Source organism: Phenylobacterium sp. T106 (genome assembly GCF_057219735.1).
The window spans coordinates 70,838-87,383 of record NZ_JBXVWA010000007.1; the positions used below are offsets into that span (position 1 = coordinate 70,838).

Below are 16,546 nucleotides of genomic sequence, written 5' to 3' on the forward strand. Positions count from 1 at the left end.
TCCCTCCCCGATTTATCGTTGGTCATCTGCGGCCCCGCGCGGGCCGAAGTTCAGTTCGACGCCTTGTTGCCCAGCGCCTCGTTGGCTCGTGAGTGCCGGACGCCCGGCTGGAGTTCGATCATCTCGATGATGTTGCCGTTCGGATCGTAGCAGCAGGCCGTGCCCACGATCCCGAGCGCCGCGTCGGGCACGTGCGGCGCCTGGGTGAACACCACGCCCGACTTGCTGAGCGCCTCGTAGGCGGCATGCACGTTCTGGGTCCTGAAGGCGATGATCCGCGGCACCTGGGTCTTGCGCGCCGCAGGATCCGGAAAGGCGGCCTTGGGCTCCATCCATTCGATGAGGTCCATCATCGGACCGTCCGGGTCCGAGGGGAGCACCATCAGGACGCCCCGCCCCTTGGCCTTCGACAGGCCGAAGATCCCGGCCACGAAGTCGGGCCAGTCGACGTTGCGGCGGTCGTTGAGGACCTCGAAGCCGAGCTTGCGGTAGAACGCGACGGACTCGTCCAGATCGCGGCAATTGATGACGGTGTGATAGAGGCGCGACAGCGCCCATTCCGCGTCGGACATGACCGCACACTCCCCATGTGGCGCGGCGGCCTCACGCTCTGCGCGATCGCCCCGGCGCTCGTCTTCTGCAGGCGAGCATAACGCTCGTTCTGCAAAATGGGCAAGCGATCGTATAACGCTTGTTCTGCAATGGCATGAAGCCGGAGGCGCGTCCGACCGACCGGTCGTCAGGCGTCGCTCAGCCGGCGGCGCGGGACGCCTTCGGCGACGAGGCCGCGACCGCGCCGAGCCGCGCGTCGAGCATCGTGTCCACGAACTGGCGCTGGGCCGCGCCGGTGAACTTCGCCGCGCCGAGCAGCACCTGGACCGCGAGCCCGTCGATCGTCGCCACGATCTCCCGCGCCACCTGGTCGACGTCCAGGTCGCGGGGCGCCTCGCCCTGCTCCTGGGCCCGGCGGATCACGCTGGCCACACGGTTCATGTACTCGAAGTACCGCTCGCGCATCACGCGCTGCACCTGGGGGCTATGCGCGCCGCGCTCCCAGAACGCGACCCAGAACCGCCACTGGGCCTTCATGGCGGCCGAGGCCGGCAGGATGGTGTGCAGCAGGTCGCGAAGCGCTTCGCGCGCGGACACGCCGGTGGCCGCCTCGTCCATCATCGGCCGCACGATCTCGGCGCCGTGTTCGGACACCGCGATCAGCACCTCGTCCTTGGACTGGAAGTAGTGGGTCAGCGCGCCGGTCGTGAAGCCGGCCTCCTTGGCCACGTTGCGCATGGTCAGGCCTTCCAGGCCGTCGCGCGAGATCACCGCCAGGGCCGCCGCGGCGAACTGGCGCCTCCTCTGCTCGTGGTCAGCCTGCCGGGCCATGACGTCCTCACGCTTCGCGCGACTTGCGCGACTGGCGCGTTAGCACAGCGCCGCCGCGCCGAATACGGTCGCCGCACCGTCAGCCCGCGTGCACGCCGCCGTCGATCACCAGTTCGGCGCCCGTGACGAAACGGGCGGCGTCCGAGCACAGGTAGAGCACGCCCTCGGCGATGTCCTCGGGCAGACCGGCGAAGCCGAGCGGCGTGGCCTCCGCGGCCGCGTGGCGCGTGGCGTCCATCAGCGCCTCGGCCGAATTCGAGCCGGGGTCCAGCCGGCCGTCGTTCTGCATCTTCACCCAGATCGGCGTCTCGATGGCCCCGGGGTGGACCGAGTTCACCCGCACGCCGTTGCGCGCCTGCGCGCACTCGAGCGCCACCGCCTTGGTGAACAGCCGCACGCCCCCCTTGGTGGCGCAGTAGGCCGAGAGCCCCGGCAGGCCGTCCAGGCCGGCCACGGACGAGACGTTGACGACCGCCGCGCCGCCGGCCCGCGCCAGGAGCGGCATGGCCGCCCGCGTGCCCAAGAACACCCCGTCCAGGTTCACCGACATCTGCCGGCGCCAGACATCGTTGGTCGTCTCGAGCAGCGGGGCGCTGATGCAGAGGCCCGCGTTGTTGACCAGGACGTGCAGCGCCCCCGCGGCGGCGCTGACCCGGCCCACGACCTCGGCCCAGTCTCCCTCGGAGGTGACGTCCAGGCGCACGGTCTCGACGGCGTCGCCGTCCCGGGTCATCGCGGCGGTGCCCGCGAGCCCCTCCATGTCCACATCCCCGGCGAAGACCCGCGCGCCCTCGCGGGCCAGGAGCAGCGCGCAGGCCCGGCCGATGCCGCCCGCCGCGCCGGTCACCAGCGCCACCTTGCCTGCCATCCGCCCCACGGACATCCTCCCGCTCCGACCCCCTCGTTTCGGCCCGCACCTTTACACAGGCCCGAAGAAGCCGATAGCGTCTGCGTAACGTCCGTTATGCTATCGAACGAGCGAGGGCCCATGGGCGCGCAACCGCAGTACGACGTGGTCGTCATCGGCGCGGGCTTCGGGGGGCTCTACGCCGTCCACCGCTTCGGCGAGCAGGGCCTCGACGTCCTGGGCCTGGAACAGGCCGACGACGTCGGGGGCGTCTGGTACTGGAACCGCTACCCGGGCGCGCGGTGCGACTGCGAGAGCTACTACTACAGCTACGCCTTCGACGACGGCCTGCAGCAGGACTGGAACTGGAGCCTGCGCTATTCCGAGCAGCCCGAGATCCTCAGCTACCTGAAGCACGTCGCCGACCGCTTCGACCTGCGGCGGCGCTATCGCTTCGGCGCCAAGGTGGCGGCGGCGCACTTCGACGAGTCCCTGGGCGGTTGGCGGCTGCGCACGACGGACGGTTTCGAGACCACCACGCGGTCCCTGGTGACGGCGATGGGCTGCCTGTCGCAGGTGAACTGGCCGGACATCCCGGGCCTTCGCGACTTCCAGGGGCGGCTGTTCCACACCGCCCAGTGGCCGCATGAGCCCGTCGACTTCCGAGGCCGCCGCGTCGGCGTGATCGGCACCGGCGCCTCTGCCGTGCAGGCGATCCCGCGCATCGCCGAGCAGGCCGAGCATCTCACGGTGTTCCAGCGCACGGCCAACTGGGTCCTGCCGGCCTGGAACCGCCCGACCGACCCGGACTTCGACGCCTGGGTGAAGGCCAACTACGCCGAGATCCGCGCCCGGTGCCTGGCCTCGGGCGGCGCGGTGCCGTTCGACCCGCCGGAACAATCGGCGCTGGAGGTCAGCGACGCGGCGCGGGAAGCGGCCTATCAGGCCTTCTGGGACCAGGGCGGCATGCGGTTCTTCACCGCCTTCACCGACCTCTTCAGCGACGAGCGCGCCAACGAGACGGCGCAGGACTTCGTGCGCGCCCACATCCTGCGCACGGTGCGCGACCCGGCGACCGCGCAGCGGCTGGTCCCCAACGACCATCCGATCGGCGTGAAGCGCCCGCCGCTGGACGACTACTACTACGAGACCTTCAACCGTCCCAACGTGACGCTGGTCGATGTGCGCAGCGCGCCGATCCGCGAGGTTGCGGGCCACGTCCTGTGCACGGCGGACGCGGCGTACGAGCTGGACGACCTGGTCGTCGCCACGGGCTTCGACGCCATCACCGGGGCCCTGCTCGCCATCGACGTGAGGGGCCGCGGCGGCGTCCGGCTGGCCGACCGATGGGCCGAAGGGCCGAAGAGCTACCTCGGCCTAGGCATCGCGGGCTTCCCCAACCTGTTCACCGTCACGGGCCCCCTCAGCCCGTCGGTCCTGGCGAACATGCCGACGGCCGTCGAGCAGCATGTGGACTGGATCGCCGACTGCCTGGAGCACATGCGCACGCGCGGCGTCGCCACCGTCGAGGCGACCGAGACCGCCGAGGCGGCCTGGGTGGCCGAATCCGACGCGGCGGTCGCCCACACGCTGTACCCGAAGGCGGACGGGTCCTGGTACTTCGGCGCCAACATCCCCGGAAAGCCGCGCCGCTTCGGCGTGTACGTGGGCGGGTTCGCCGCCTACCGCGAGCGTTGCCTGGAGGTGGCGCAGCGCGGGTACGAGGGCTTCCGGCTGGGCGCAGGGCCGAACGGATGAGCGCGCGCCCCGAGCGCCCCATAGACGGCGTGCGCGCGATGCTGCTGTCGCTGCTGGGCGGCCCCGACGCCTCCATCGCCCACCGACGCGCGCAGGCGGCGCTCTTCGCCGCCGCGCAGCCGCCGCCGCCGGGACTGCGGGTCGCCGCCGGCGCGCTGGCCGGACGGCCGGTCGAGACCCTCGAACGGGAGCCGGGCGGCGGCCCGAACGTCTTCCTGCACCTGCACGGCGGGGGTTACGTGATGGGCGATCCGGCCGGCAGCCGCGGTTTCACCACCGCGCTCGCCCTCGCCACCGGCGCCCGTGTGGTGAGCCTGGACTACCGCCTCGCGCCCGACCACCCGTTCCCGGCCGCCGTGGAGGACGCGGTGGCGGCGTATCGCGCGCTGCTGGCGGACGGAGCGGAGCCCGCGCGCATCGCCATCGGCGGGGAGTCGGCCGGCGGCGGGCTGGCCATCGCAGCGTTGATCGCCATCCGGGACGCCGGCCTCCCCGCGCCGGCCGCAGCGGTCGCCATGAGCCCGTGGGTCGACCTCGCCTGCACCGGCGGCTCGTACGAGACCCGGGCCGGCGCCGATCCGCTGCTCACGCGCCGTATCCTGCTGGAGATGGCCGACCAGTACCTCCAGGGCCAGGATCCGGCCGCCCCGCTGGCCTCGCCCCTGGCCGCCGACCTTTCGGGCCTGCCGCGGCTCCTCATCCAGGCCGGGTCGGACGAGGTCCTGCTCGACGACGCCGTCACCCTGGCGCAGCGCGCCGAGGCCGCGGGCGTCTCGGTCGAGCTCGAGGTCTGGCCGGACATGATCCACGTCTGGCAGATGTTCGGGGGCGCCCTGCCCGAGGCGGACGAGGCGGTCGCCCGCATCGCCGCCTTCCTGGCGCGCGCCTGGCCGCCGTAGCGGCGCGCCGGCGGGTCTCGAGCGTCGAGGAAAGGGGTCTCGGAAGGGGGGCCCGGAAACGAGGAGCCCCGGCCGAGGTGTGACGTCCTCGGACCGGGGCGGTGGTCTCGTGTCAGCGACTGGAGAGCCGACGCGTGTGGATCGCGGCCCGAGCCGACCGCGGTCAACGTGCAGAAGGTAGCATCAGAGCTTCGATCGGCCAAATCTGTTCTCGCGAGGCGCGAGCAGGGAGGCGCGGTCCCGGCCGCCATCAGGGGCCGAAACCGCGCCGAGCCAAGGCGTGGCGCGATCTTGGGCTCGGGATCACACGCCACCCGGACTGAGGCGCTTCGTCACACGCGCCTGCTGTTCGACCTGCGCTCTCCATAAATCGAAGGTCGCGGTGGAGACGGCGCCGCACGGCGGAACCCCCAGGTCGCCGATAGAATTTTTCTACAGCCCCCGCGACACGGTGATGCCGATGGTCCGCGGTCGCTGGGGCGTCACCTGACGGATCTTGGCCTGGTTCTGCGTGAACGGGTTCCCGAAGGCGAAGGTGTCGCTGTAGTCGTTCAGCGGATTGATCACGAAGAGCTGCGCGCCCCAGGCGCCGTTGATCAGTTCCGCAGAGAGCTTCGCGCGGCCGTACTCGCGGGTGCGCGGCTGCGCCGCCTCGAAGCTGACCCGTGAGCGGCCGACGTAGCTGGCCTGGCCGATGAGCCGCAGCGTCCAGTCGTCGCCCAGCGCGGTGTCGTAGCTGAGCACGGCCCCGGCGGAGATGGGGGGCGCCCCCGGCAGGCCGTCGGCAAGGGGCGTGCGGATGAAGGCGGGGTTCGGCCGGCCCGTCCGGGTGCGGCTGATCCGGGCATTCAGCTGCGCCGTGAGACCGAAGTCGCTGCGCCAGGTGACCTCGGTCTCGACCCCGATGACCTGGGCGTCGCCCGCATTGGTGGTGAAGGGAATTCCCGAGTCCCGGAACTGGTCCGTCTGGATGTCGTCCCAGAGGTCGTAGAAGAGGGCCGTGTTCACGCCGAGCCGCCGCCGGAACGCCTCGAGCTTCAGGCCGGCCTCGAAGTTGGTGAGCCGGTCGGGGCCGAAGACCTCGCGTTCGGGCAGCAGAGGCACGGCGCCGCCCGAGTTTATGCCGCCGGACCGGTAGCCCTCGGACATCACCACATAGGCCAGATTTCCCCCGCCGAAGGTCTTCTGGAGCGAGAGCTTGGGCGAGACGCCGCTGAACTTCACCTCGCGGTCGAAACTGCGGGGCTGGAAGCGTTCGGACACCACCGACGAGCGGGTCCGGGTCTCGATCTGGAAGGCGCGGGCCCCCACCGCGACGGTCCAGCCGGGCAGCACCTCGTAGGAAACCTCGCCGTAGGCGGCCAGCTCGCGGATCCGATCGCGCCGGTCGTCGCCATAGACCGGGATCAGCACCGGCGAGAACGAGAGCTGCGCCAGGAACTCGGTGGGCGTGTGCACGCGCGTGTACGAGCCGTAGACGCCCGCGAGCCACTCGAGGCGGCCGGCCCCGCGCGAGGTGAGGACCAGGTCCTCCACCAGCATGGTGGTGCGCGTGCGCTCGGCATAGGCCGCGGTCTCGGCGAAGCGTGTGTAGAGGTCCTTGCTGGCCGTCGAGTCGAACAGGCTGCCGTAGCGGTGGCGGACCACGCCCGTCGCCGAGGTCAGCTCGCCCCACCCCCACGAGCGCCGCACGGTGGCCGTGGCGAGCTCGATGTCGTTGACGTGCGGCTCCGGCGAACGCGTGTCCCGCGTCAGCTTCATGCCGGGCGTCGTGTAGTGGGTGTCGTCCGAGCGCAGGTGCTGGCCCGCCAGCGTGATGGTGAACGCCAGGTCGTCCGTCGGCTCGTAGAGCATGATGAGCCGCGCGCCCCGCCGCACGGTGCGGTCGACGTTGCTGCGCATCAGCCGGACGTTCTCGAGGTAGCCGCCCTGTTCCTCCTGGTAGGCGGCGAGGCGCAGGCCGACGGTCTGGCCGAACAGCGTCAGCGGGTAGTTGGCGTAGCCCTCGACGGCGTAGCTCGGATCCCCGCTCTCCGTGATCGCCGCGGTCCCGCGCAGCTCGGCGTGGAAGGCTTCGAGGTCGGGCTTGCGCGCGACGATCCGGTAGAGGCCCGAGAGCGACCCGGCGCCGTAGAGCGCGCCCTGCGGGCCGCGCGCGACCTCCACGCGCTCGACATCCGTCAGCCGCAGGTCGGGATCGGGAGCGTTGTAGTTGACGGGTATGTCGTCGAGGAACGTCGCCACGATCGAGCGGGCGCGACCGGTGTAGGCCCCGTCCGAGAGGCCGCGCAGCAGCAGCTTGTTGCGGCCCGGGCCGAGGTTGGTGGCGAGGACGCCCGCGAGCTGTCCCGCCGCCTCGCCGGCGTCGGTGGCGCCGGTCGACAGCAGCTGCCCGCGCGGGATCGCCGTCACCGCCACGGCGATCTGCCGGGGGTCGCGCACCCGCTTCGTCGCGGTCACGAGCAGTTCCGAGACGGTCACGGGCGGTGAGGGGCGCGGGGCCTCCGGCCGCAGGATCGGCGCCACCTCCACCGTGCCGGCGGCCACCAGCCGCGCCGTGCAGGGCGCCCCCGCCAGGATCTGATCGAGCGCCTGCTCGATCGTCAGCACCCCGGACACGCCCGGCGACTGCCCGATGCAGGCGCCCGCGCCGATGAGGGTGACGTTCGCCTGCTGGGCCATGTCCAGCAGGGCTTCGGAGTAGGACTTGGGCGCGACCTTGAACTGCACCCGCGCGCCTGCGGCCTGGGCGGGGTCGCCGCCGTTCATCGCCAACACGACGCACGTGGTGGCGGCCACCAGGTCCCGACGCACGCGGATGGTTAGCTCCGACTTGTCCTTCGGCCTTACTTCCGAAGCAGAAGCAGCCCCCGGTCGGAAGGTACCGATCTTATGGGGAGCATCAAGCTCAGACGCGCCACCACGGACTGCGGATCGTCGAGGACGATCACGCCCGTGATCGGGGTCTGCGCCAGGGCCGGATCACCGATCTCGACCTGCTGGACGAACTGCCGGTTCAGGTCCGCCACCACCTCGGCGAGCGGCTGGTTGCGGTACACCAGGCGGCCGGCGCGCCAGCTGTAGGCTTCCTGCGGGTCGACCGTATGCAGCTGCGCCCGGCCGGTGCGCTCGACCTCGAGCCGCTGGCCCCGCACGAGCGTGAACGCCTGGGTGGACGCGGCGTTGGGCCGCACCTCGACCCGCCCGCGGGCCACCGTCACGACGACGTCGCCCGAGCGGCTGCGGACATCGAACTGGGTCCCCAGCACCCGGACCATCCGCCCCGCGGCCGCCACCGTGAACGGCCGGCGCGTGTCGTGAGCCACGTCGAAGAGCGCTTCGCCGTCGGTCAGGGTCACCTCGCGCCGGAGCAGGCCGTACTTCACCGAAAGGCGCGTCTCGGCGTTCAGGTCGATCTTCGAGCCGTCCGCCAGGGCCACCTGCCGGTGCTCGCCCTTGCCGGTCGCATAGGTCGCCGTCGTGGTCGTGAGGGCCGGCAGGACCGCCAGGGCCACCGTCGCCGCGATGGCGAGGCCGCCGGCGCCCGCCATCCACCGGCGGGACAGCGAAACGGGCCGGCGCGCCGGCCGGGCGATCGCCACGCCCACGGCGTCCGCGCCCGCGGAATACTCGTGCCAGGTCGCCAGCGCGGCCGCGTAGGCCTCGCGGTTGCCGGGCGTCTCGTCCAGCCAGGCGTCGAACGCCAGCGCCTCGGCCTCTCCGCCGTCGCCGGCGGAAAGGCGCACGAGCCAGGCGCTGGCTTGCGCCGCCTGCCCGTCCCTGTCCGTCGCCAAGCTGGTCATAGGCTCGCCTCGAACGACGCCCATTGCGCCGAACCGCTGGTAAGACGGCGCCGCGCCGGGACGCCCCTAGGTCGCCGAGCCGACATTCCACACATCAACCGCGCAGCCTCTGGGTCAGGTGCTTCAGCGCCGCCGCGATGTGCTGTTCGATCATCTTCACCGACACCCCCATGGCCTGGGCGGTCTCGGCCTGGCTCTTGCCCTCGATCTTATGCAGTCGGAAGGCCTGGCCCATCTTGGGCGGCAGGGCCTCGACGGCTTCCGCCAGCTGGCGGGCGCGCTCGCGGCCGATCACCACCTCGTCGGCGGCGGGCTCCTGCGCCAGTTCCTCCGCGCCGCCGGCCACGCGCGTGTCCATCCGCCACTGGCCTTCGCGCCGCGAGGCCCGCTGGCGGCTCCGGACGTGGTCGATCAGGAGGTTGCCGGCCATGCGGTAGAGGAGCGCCGACGGCGCCTTCACGTCCTCCGAGGGCTGGGCGGCGATCTTGAGGTAGAGGTCCTGGACGAGGTCTTCGGCGGTGGCGAGGTCGCGCGTGCGCGCGGCGAGGAACAGGACGAGGTTCTCGCGCTTCTCGAAGAAGGCGCGGATCAGCGGACTCTCCTCGCCCGGCCGCCCGGACCGCCCATCAGGGGCCAACGTCGTTCTCCTCTCCGGCGGCCCGCGCCGTCATCGTCGAAGCTCGAGCGGGCGCGATCCGCGCCGAACCGGCCGCAACCCACCCGCTCCACCCTGCCCGATCTAGCCGAGCCGACGAGTCGTGTCGCGTCGCGGTTGCTCGCGGTTGCGGCGACGGGGCCATCCCGCAGCAGGCGAGAGAACTTGCCTGCATCCCCGGACGCGGCTACCCCGAACATGGGGGACAGGGCCGGAAGACCGGGCCCGACGTCACGGGGCCGCGGGAATGGTCGGCGACGAGACTATCGACTCGATCCGGTCCGCACTCGCGCGCGGAGACCTTCTCGCGGCCTACGACGAAGTCACGCGCGGCAAGAAGTTGGGCCATCAGGGGCTGGGCTACCTCGAGGTCCTGACCCTGGCCCGGCTCGGCGACACCGAGCGCGGCCTGCGCCTCTACGACGAGTACCAGCTCGAGGCGAAGGGCGACGTCGACGCGCTGTCGCTGAAGGCGCGGCTGCTCAAGGATCAGGCGTTCGCCGCCGGTGCGGAGCCCAATCGCGGCAAGCTGCTCCAGGCCTGCCGGCTCTATTCGGCGGTCTATCGTCGGACACGGTCCAGCTATCCCGCCATCAACGCGGCCACGCTGGCGCAGATCGCCGGACGTCCCGCGACCGCCCAGCGGCTCGCGCGCATCGTGGTCCAGCAGGTCCTCGCCGGGGCCGGGCAGGACTACTACACGCTCGCCACCCTGGCCGAGGCGATGGTGGTGCTTGGCGACCTGGAAGGCGCCGACAAGGTGCTGCGGCGGGCCACCGAGGCGCCGGACGCCGACGTCGGCTCGCGCTCGACCACCTTCCTGCAGCTGCAGCGCCTGAAGGCCGTGAGCCGCGACGCCGCGGGGATCGAGGGCCTGCTGCACCACGTGCGCCCGCCCAAGGTGGCCATGTTCTGCGGCAACATCTTCGTGGCCGACCCCGAGCTGGAAGCCCGCGTGGCGGCCCAGGTCCGCGAGATCATCCAGCGCGAGAAGGTGGGCTTCGCCTATGGCGCGCTCGCGTCGGGCAGCGACATCCTCATCGCCGAGGAACTCCTGGCCGCCGGCTGCGAGCTGGACGTCGTGCTGCCCTTCACCGAAGCCGATTTCATCGCCCAGTCGGTGGCGCCCGCCGGGGACGACTGGGTCCGGCGCTATGTGAGCTGCCGCCAGCGCGCCACGTCTCTCACCATCGCCAGCAACATGAGCTACGTCGGCGAGATGATGCAGTTCGCCTACGGCTCCAAGGTGACCATGGGCATGGCGCGGCTCCGGGCGCGGCACCTGAACGGCGAGGCGGTGCAGATCGCGGTGCTGGAGTCCGGCGGGGCGGGCACCCTCTCGGGTTCCGACATCTCGGCCTGGCAGGCGGCCGGCGGCCGTTCCCACGTGGTGCGCGACGGCCCGCTCAAGCGGCCGGTGATGCCGCCGCCGCCGCCGCGGTCGAAGGTCGAGCGCGGGACCTTCGGGATCATGTTCACCGATTTCCCGGGCTTCACGACGCTGGACGAGCGCGTGCTGCCGGTCTTCTGGGACGAGGTCATGCACCGCGCCGCCGTGACGCTCGAGGACTATTCCGACGTCATCCGCGTGGGCAACACCTGGGGCGACGCCCTCTATGTCGTCTTCGAGGACGCGCGCTCGGCGGCCGCCTGCGCGCTCGACCTTTCGGAGCAGTTCGCGAAGGTGGACTGCAAGGCCCTGGGCGTGCCCGAGGGCACGGGCATGCGCATCGCGCTGCACTACGGCGCCACCTATGCCGGCTACGACCCGGTCAGCCGCCGCACCACCTACTACGGCACCGAGGTCTCGCGGACGGCGCGGATCGAGCCGGTCACGCCCTCGGGAAGCGTCTACGTCACCGAGCCCTTCGCCGCGGTGCTCGAGATGGAGGCGGACCACCCGTTCGACTGCAACTACGTGGGCAAGACCCCGCTGGCGAAGGGCTACGGCGTCTATCCCCTCTACCGGCTGGCCCGCCCCGCCGCCGCCAACGTCCAGGCCGAAGCCCGGCGCCGCCGGCGCGCCTAGCGCATGGCCTCCGCTTGACGCCTGGCTGGCCGGGCGAAGCCCTTGACCCCGCAACGCCATTCCCCCAAAGGCTGCCGTAGCGGCAATAACCTGCCTCGGAGGAACTTGTCATGCGCGTCGGCGTGCCTCGCGAGATCAAGCCTGACGAATACCGGGTGGGCCTGACGCCCACGGCGGTCCGGGAATACGTGGCCCACGGCCACGAGGTGATCGTCGAGCGGGGCGCCGGCGAAGGCGCCGGCTACGCCGACGCGCTCTACGAACGGGCGGGCGCGCGGATCGTGGCCGACGCGGACGCGGTCTTCTCGGGCGCGCAGATGATCGTGAAGGTGAAGGAGCCGCAGGCCGCCGAGTGGGTGAAGCTCTCGAAGGCGCACATCCTCTTCACCTACCTGCACCTGGCGCCGGATCCGGCGCAGACCGAGGGCCTGCTGGCCAGCGGCTGCGCGGCGGTGGCCTATGAGACCGTCACCGACGTCAACGGCGGCCTGCCGCTGCTGGCGCCGATGTCGGAAGTGGCCGGGCGGATCGCGGTCTTCTCGGCGGCCGAGACCCTGCTGAAGCACAACGGCGGCATGGGGCTCCTGATCTGCGGCGTTCCCGGCGTGCCGCCGGCGCGGGTGTGCATCCTGGGCGGCGGCGTCGTCGGCGCGAACGCCGCGGTGATGGCGGCCGGCCTGGGGGCCGAGGTGGTGATCCTCGAGCGATCGATCCCGCGCATGCGCTACATCGACGACATCTTCGCCGGGCGGGTGATCACCCGCTACTCCACCATCGACGCGGTGGAGGAGGAGATCCTGAAGGCCGACGTCGTGATCGGCGCGGTGCTGACCGCCGGCGCCGCGGCGCCCAAGATGGTGCGGCGCGAGCACCTGTCGCAGATGAAGCCGGGTTCGGTGCTGGTGGACGTCTCCATCGACCAGGGCGGCTGTTTCGAGACCAGCAGGCCCACCACGCACAAGAACCCGACCTACACCGTGGACGGCGTGGTGCACTACTGCGTGGCCAACATGCCCGGCGCCGCGCCCCGGACGTCGTCCGAGGCCCTGGGCCACGCCACCCTGCCCTTCGGCCTGCAGCTCGCCGACAAGGGCCTGGACGCGCTCAAGGCGAACAAGCACCTGGCGCGGGGCCTGAACGTGCTGGACGGCCACCTCACCCATCCGGCCGTCGCCGAAGCGCTGGGCAAGCCCTTCAAGGACCCCTACGGCGCCTGGGCCTAGCCTCGCGCCGGCGGCTGCGGCCTTAGACCTCGCGCGGGTTCGAGGCGTCGAAGGCGGTGAACGTGCGGTCGGAAACGCCGTAGCGCGCCGCCACGGCTCGCCACGGCGCGATATGCGGCGCCTGGAGATGAGCCATCAGCAGATCATGGCTGGGCCAGATTTCCGAGAAGCGCACTAGCCCCGGGTCGCCGATATCCTCGGCGGCGTTGTACTCCACGCAGCCGTCGTGCTTCCGGGTCTCCGCGACGAGCGTCGCGAGGTGAGGCCGCACGTTCGCCATGGCGTCGGCGGGAAACCGCATGGAGCCAATCACCACCACCGTCATGAACGCCCCTCCGTTCCCATTGCCCGACGCGGACAGACCGCCTCGGGCGCCTAGCCGACGTCCGCGACGCCCGCGTTGCCATCCTCGTCGCCCCAGGCGACCCGCCTGGCGTCGGCCGAGATCGCCAGCGCCGAGATGGGGGCGCCCTTCTCGGCCTTGATCGGCACGAGGCGCTGGCCCGTGACGTCCGCCGCCCAGACGCGGCCGTCGTCCAGCCCGGCCGCGAGCCAGGTGGCGTCGGGCGCGGTGGCGATGCGGGTGGTGAGCGCCGCCTCGTCGTAACCGATCTCGGCGGCCTGCTGGCCCATGGGCCCGGCCGGTCCGGCGAACGGCCAGCAGACGGCGCCGTTCGCCCCCGAGGTCGCCATCAGCCGCCCCTTGGACAGGAACGCCAGGCTGCGGACCTTCGAGGGGTAGCCGCCCATGCGCATGTTCTTCTCGTCGGCCACGCGCCAGCCGTGCAGTTGGTTCTCCTGCATCGACGACACCAGGAACTTGCCGTCGGGGCTCCAGCAGACGGCGATGTGGCTGCCCGCCCACTTGAAGAAGACCGGCTTCTGGTCGGCGATGCGGGCGTACCAGAGCGCCACGCCGCCGTAGGTCGCCACCGCGAGGCGCCGGCCCTTGGGGTCGAAGGCCACCCCGGCGACCGACTTCTCGTGGGTGAAGGTGCGCGAGAACGCGGCGTCCGCCGGGTCGCGCACGTGCAGGTCGCGGGCGGCGGAGAAGGCGACGAGGCCCGACTCGGGGCTCGCCGCCACCGCCTCGATCCAGCGGCCGGGGACGGCGGCGACCTCGCGCGCCTCCGAAGGCGTCGAGAGGATGACCCGGCCGTCGTCGCCGCCGGTGAGGACGCCCTCGCCCGCCGGAGGAAGGCAGGCCGAGAGCGCCGCGCCGTCGGGATGGGCCTCCACGACCTCGCCGCCCTCGAAGCGGACCGTGCCATCGCCCAGGGCGAAGACGCCGCGGCCGGCGCGGTCGAAGAAGGCGGCGGTGACGTAGGCGTCGAAGGCGGAAAGCATGCGCTTCCCCTAGTGCTTTGGGCGCCCGCGGGGCAAGCGTCGGCTCGGACCGGCGTTCGGCGCATTCGCGCTTTACAAGCCCCCGGCGGCTTGCCAATGGTCGGACGACAAGCGCGGGTGCGCGCGCGCACAGGGTAAGGAACCAGGACTTATGGGCGCTAAGGTTGGCGGAGGGGGCGGCAGCAAGTTCGACCTCGGCCAGAACTCGGACATGAACGTGACGCCCTTCGTGGACGTCATGCTGGTGCTCCTGATCATCTTCATGGTGTCGATCCCCGCCGCGACGGTGTCGATCAAGCTCGACCTGCCGCCGGCCATCCCGCCGCCTCCGGGCACGAAGGTGAAGGAGCCGACGCTGATCAACGTCCAGCGCGGCGGCCGCGTCTTCATCGGCGAAGCGCCGACGAACCTCGACCGCCTGACCGGCGACCTGACGGTCCAGCTGCAGAAGGACGATCCGGCGATCCCGCCGACCGAACAGCGCGTCTACATCCGCGCCGACCGGGACGTCCTCTACGGCGACTTCATGGCCGTGATGAATACGCTGCAGGGCAACGGCTTCTACCAGGTGGCCCTGATCAACGAAGAGCTCTAGGCCCTTCGGATCGCTTCGAACACGCCCGCCGGGGTCGCCCCCCGGCGGGCTTTTTCGTGCCCGGGGCGCCGGACGACAGAGTCAGCTTGCGGAAAGTTATAGGTGTAATAAATTACTGTTGTAGTCTGCAACAGGAGGCCCCCTTATGGCCGCGTCCCTCGCTTCCCACAGCCACGCCGCCTACGCGATCCGCCAGAACGCCGAGATCAACGTCACGCCCTTTGTGGACGTGATGCTGGTGCTGTTGATCATCTTCATGGTGGCGCTTCCCGTCTCGACCGTGTCGGTGAGGGTCGACCTTCCGCCGGTGGGATCCACGAACGCCGTCTCGGCGCCGCCGGTGGTCGTGTCGGTGACCCTCGACGGCCGCGCGTTCGTGGGCGACCGCGCGACGATGCTCGGAGATCTTCCGGCGGCCGTGGGCGCCGCGATCGGCGGGGCGAACCCCACGTCCGGCCGCATCTATCTGCGCGGGGACGAGGGCGTGGCCTACGGAAAGGTCATCGCGGTGATGAACGCGCTGCAGGCGGCCGGCTACCACAAGGTCGCCCTCGTCGGCGAGGCGCTATAGCTACCCGAAGATTCAGCATTAACAGCCATGTAACCGCCCTCGTTTAGACTTGTCGGCTCAGGTGGGGTCAGAACGACCTCGAAAAGAGCGCGAAGGCGCACACGGACATGTGGCAGTTGATCGAGGTGTCGGTGGGCCCCCGGACCCACCGCGGGCGCTACCGGATCGAAGGGCGCCGGCTGGAACTGGAATGGCGCGGCGGCCGCAGCTTCGCCTGGTGCGGGCACCTGAAGCCGGACGTCGTCGCGGCGAACTGCCTGCGGCGCCTCGTCAGCGAGCCGATCGCGGCCTGAGCCAGGCCGTGCGGCCGACTCAGGCGGCGATGCAGCTCTCGAAGCCGGCCTTCAGCGCGGCCTCGTCGAGGTTGCGGCCGATGAAGACCAGACGGGAGTAGCGCTGGTCGCCCGGCCTCCACTCGCCCTGGAAGTCGCCCTCCAGGATCATGTGCACCGCCTGGAAGACCAGCCGGCGCTCCTCGCCCTTGATGTCCAGGATGCCCTTGGCGCGCAGGATGTCGACGCCCTGGGTCTGCAGCACGTTGTTGAGCCACGCGGTGACGCGGTTGGCGTCGATGGGCTTGTCCGATCTCAGCGAGACCGAGCGGATCCCGCTCTCGGCCACGTGGTCGTGGATGTGGCCGTGGTCGTGCGCGTGACCATGGTCGTGATGCTCATGATCGTGATGGTGATGCTCGTGCCCGTGATCGTGATCGCAGTGCTCGTCATGCACGTGCCCCGGCTCGCCATGGGCGGGGTTGAGGAAATCGGGCTGCAGTTCGGTCACGCGGGCCAGATCGAAGGCGTGCCGGCCGAGGATGGCGTCGAGCGGCACGTTCGAGCGCTGCGCGCGCCGGATCGGCGCCATGGGGTTCAGCGTCCGGATGGCCTTCTCCACCTCGGCCAGTTCCGCCTCGGAGACCAGGTCGGTCTTGTTCAGGATGATCTGGTCGGCGAAGGCGATCTGCTCGGCCGCCTCGCGGGAGTCCTTGAGCCGGAGCGGCAGGTGCTTGGCGTCGACCACCGTGGTGACGCTGTCGAGCTCGGTGCGCGCGCGCACGTCGTCGTCCACGAAGAAGGTCTGCGCCACGGGCGCCGGGTCGGCAAGGCCCGTGGTCTCGACGATGATGCCGTCGAACCGGCCCTTGCGCTTCATGAGCCCCGAGAGGACCCGGATCAGGTCGCCGCGCACCGTGCAGCAGACGCACCCGTTGTTCATCTCGAAGACTTCCTCGTCGGCCCCGACGATGAGGTCGTTGTCGATCCCGATCTCGCCGAACTCGTTCACGATCACGGCGTACTTCCGGCCGTGGTCCTCCGACAGGATACGGTTCAGGAGCGTGGTCTTGCCCGCGCCGAGATAGCCGGTGAGGACGGTGACGGGGGTCTTGGTCGCGGCTTCGCTCATGCCGGTCATGTAGTCCCAAGAACGCACGATAG

The 16,546-nt window shown here is 71.0% G+C and carries 16 protein-coding genes; 7 read left to right on the forward strand and 9 right to left on the reverse strand.

Features of this window, described 5'->3' with window-relative positions:
* Positions 1 to 50: 50 nt before the first annotated feature.
* From AC2D8W_RS16085 to AC2D8W_RS16095, 3 genes are all read right to left on the reverse strand, one after another.
* Complete coding sequence (locus AC2D8W_RS16085; protein WP_293484809.1) at positions 51 to 572, reverse strand: VOC family protein; 522 nt, start codon at positions 570 to 572, stop codon at positions 51 to 53.
* A 178-nt stretch (positions 573 to 750) separates the two neighbouring features.
* Positions 751 to 1,383, reverse strand: a complete 633-nt coding sequence (locus tag AC2D8W_RS16090; RefSeq protein ID WP_484672380.1) for a TetR/AcrR family transcriptional regulator — start codon at positions 1,381 to 1,383, stop codon at positions 751 to 753.
* 79 nt (positions 1,384 to 1,462) lie between these two features.
* Entirely contained in the window at positions 1,463 to 2,251 is a 789-nt protein-coding gene (locus tag AC2D8W_RS16095) for an SDR family NAD(P)-dependent oxidoreductase (protein ID WP_484672521.1), read from the reverse strand.
* Positions 2,252 to 2,371: 120 nt separating this feature from the next.
* On the opposite strand from AC2D8W_RS16095, the gene AC2D8W_RS16100 reads away from it, so the two are divergent.
* The gene (locus tag AC2D8W_RS16100) at positions 2,372 to 3,988 is read left to right on the forward strand and encodes a flavin-containing monooxygenase (RefSeq protein WP_484672381.1); all 1,617 of its coding nucleotides are present in this window, start codon (positions 2,372 to 2,374) and stop codon (positions 3,986 to 3,988) included.
* Positions 3,985 to 4,887 carry an alpha/beta hydrolase gene (locus AC2D8W_RS16105; RefSeq protein WP_484672382.1) on the forward strand — a complete coding sequence of 301 codons (903 nt, stop codon included), beginning with the start codon at positions 3,985 to 3,987 and terminating at the stop codon, positions 4,885 to 4,887. The genes AC2D8W_RS16100 and AC2D8W_RS16105 overlap by 4 nt, the downstream gene beginning before the upstream one ends.
* A gap of 432 nt (positions 4,888 to 5,319) precedes the next feature.
* Here the strand turns inward: AC2D8W_RS16105 and AC2D8W_RS16110 are convergent, their stop codons facing one another.
* The 3 genes from AC2D8W_RS16110 to AC2D8W_RS16120 all read right to left on the reverse strand — a co-directional run bounded on the left by AC2D8W_RS16110 (position 5,320) and on the right by AC2D8W_RS16120 (position 9,327).
* Positions 5,320 to 7,701, reverse strand: coding sequence for a TonB-dependent receptor (locus AC2D8W_RS16110; RefSeq protein WP_484672383.1), 2,382 nt, complete (start codon positions 7,699 to 7,701; stop codon positions 5,320 to 5,322).
* Positions 7,702 to 7,733: 32 nt separating this feature from the next.
* On the reverse strand, positions 7,734 to 8,690 hold the full coding sequence (locus tag AC2D8W_RS16115; protein WP_484672384.1) for a FecR family protein: 957 nt from the start codon (positions 8,688 to 8,690) through the stop codon (positions 7,734 to 7,736).
* A gap of 94 nt (positions 8,691 to 8,784) precedes the next feature.
* Positions 8,785 to 9,327, reverse strand: a complete 543-nt coding sequence (locus tag AC2D8W_RS16120; RefSeq protein WP_484672385.1) for an RNA polymerase sigma factor — start codon at positions 9,325 to 9,327, stop codon at positions 8,785 to 8,787.
* Positions 9,328 to 9,592: 265 nt separating this feature from the next.
* Between AC2D8W_RS16120 and AC2D8W_RS16125 the strand changes: the two genes are divergently transcribed.
* Positions 9,593 to 11,374 carry an adenylate/guanylate cyclase domain-containing protein gene (locus AC2D8W_RS16125; protein WP_484672386.1) on the forward strand — a complete coding sequence of 594 codons (1,782 nt, stop codon included), beginning with the start codon at positions 9,593 to 9,595 and terminating at the stop codon, positions 11,372 to 11,374.
* Between the two features lie 110 nt (positions 11,375 to 11,484).
* On the forward strand, positions 11,485 to 12,597 hold the full coding sequence (ald, locus tag AC2D8W_RS16130) for an alanine dehydrogenase (protein WP_484672387.1): 1,113 nt from the start codon (positions 11,485 to 11,487) through the stop codon (positions 12,595 to 12,597).
* A gap of 22 nt (positions 12,598 to 12,619) precedes the next feature.
* On the opposite strand, the gene AC2D8W_RS16135 is transcribed toward ald, so the two are convergent.
* Positions 12,620 to 12,922, reverse strand: a complete 303-nt coding sequence (locus tag AC2D8W_RS16135) for a putative quinol monooxygenase (protein WP_484672388.1) — start codon at positions 12,920 to 12,922, stop codon at positions 12,620 to 12,622.
* Between the two features lie 50 nt (positions 12,923 to 12,972).
* Positions 12,973 to 13,944, reverse strand: a complete 972-nt coding sequence (locus AC2D8W_RS16140) for a WD40 repeat domain-containing protein (protein WP_484672389.1) — start codon at positions 13,942 to 13,944, stop codon at positions 12,973 to 12,975.
* Positions 13,945 to 14,095: 151 nt separating this feature from the next.
* On the opposite strand from AC2D8W_RS16140, the gene AC2D8W_RS16145 reads away from it, so the two are divergent.
* The 3 genes from AC2D8W_RS16145 to AC2D8W_RS16155 all read left to right on the forward strand — a co-directional run bounded on the left by AC2D8W_RS16145 (position 14,096) and on the right by AC2D8W_RS16155 (position 15,403).
* On the forward strand, positions 14,096 to 14,539 hold the full coding sequence (locus AC2D8W_RS16145) for a biopolymer transporter ExbD (RefSeq protein WP_293484786.1): 444 nt from the start codon (positions 14,096 to 14,098) through the stop codon (positions 14,537 to 14,539).
* 145 nt (positions 14,540 to 14,684) lie between these two features.
* On the forward strand, positions 14,685 to 15,110 hold the full coding sequence (locus tag AC2D8W_RS16150) for a biopolymer transporter ExbD (RefSeq protein WP_484672390.1): 426 nt from the start codon (positions 14,685 to 14,687) through the stop codon (positions 15,108 to 15,110).
* A 107-nt stretch (positions 15,111 to 15,217) separates the two neighbouring features.
* A complete protein-coding gene (locus tag AC2D8W_RS16155; RefSeq protein WP_484672391.1) occupies positions 15,218 to 15,403 on the forward strand; it encodes a hypothetical protein in 186 nt (61 codons plus the stop codon).
* 19 nt (positions 15,404 to 15,422) lie between these two features.
* On the opposite strand, the gene AC2D8W_RS16160 is transcribed toward AC2D8W_RS16155, so the two are convergent.
* On the reverse strand, positions 15,423 to 16,523 hold the full coding sequence (locus AC2D8W_RS16160) for a CobW family GTP-binding protein (RefSeq protein WP_484672522.1): 1,101 nt from the start codon (positions 16,521 to 16,523) through the stop codon (positions 15,423 to 15,425).
* Positions 16,524 to 16,546 lie beyond the last annotated feature (23 nt).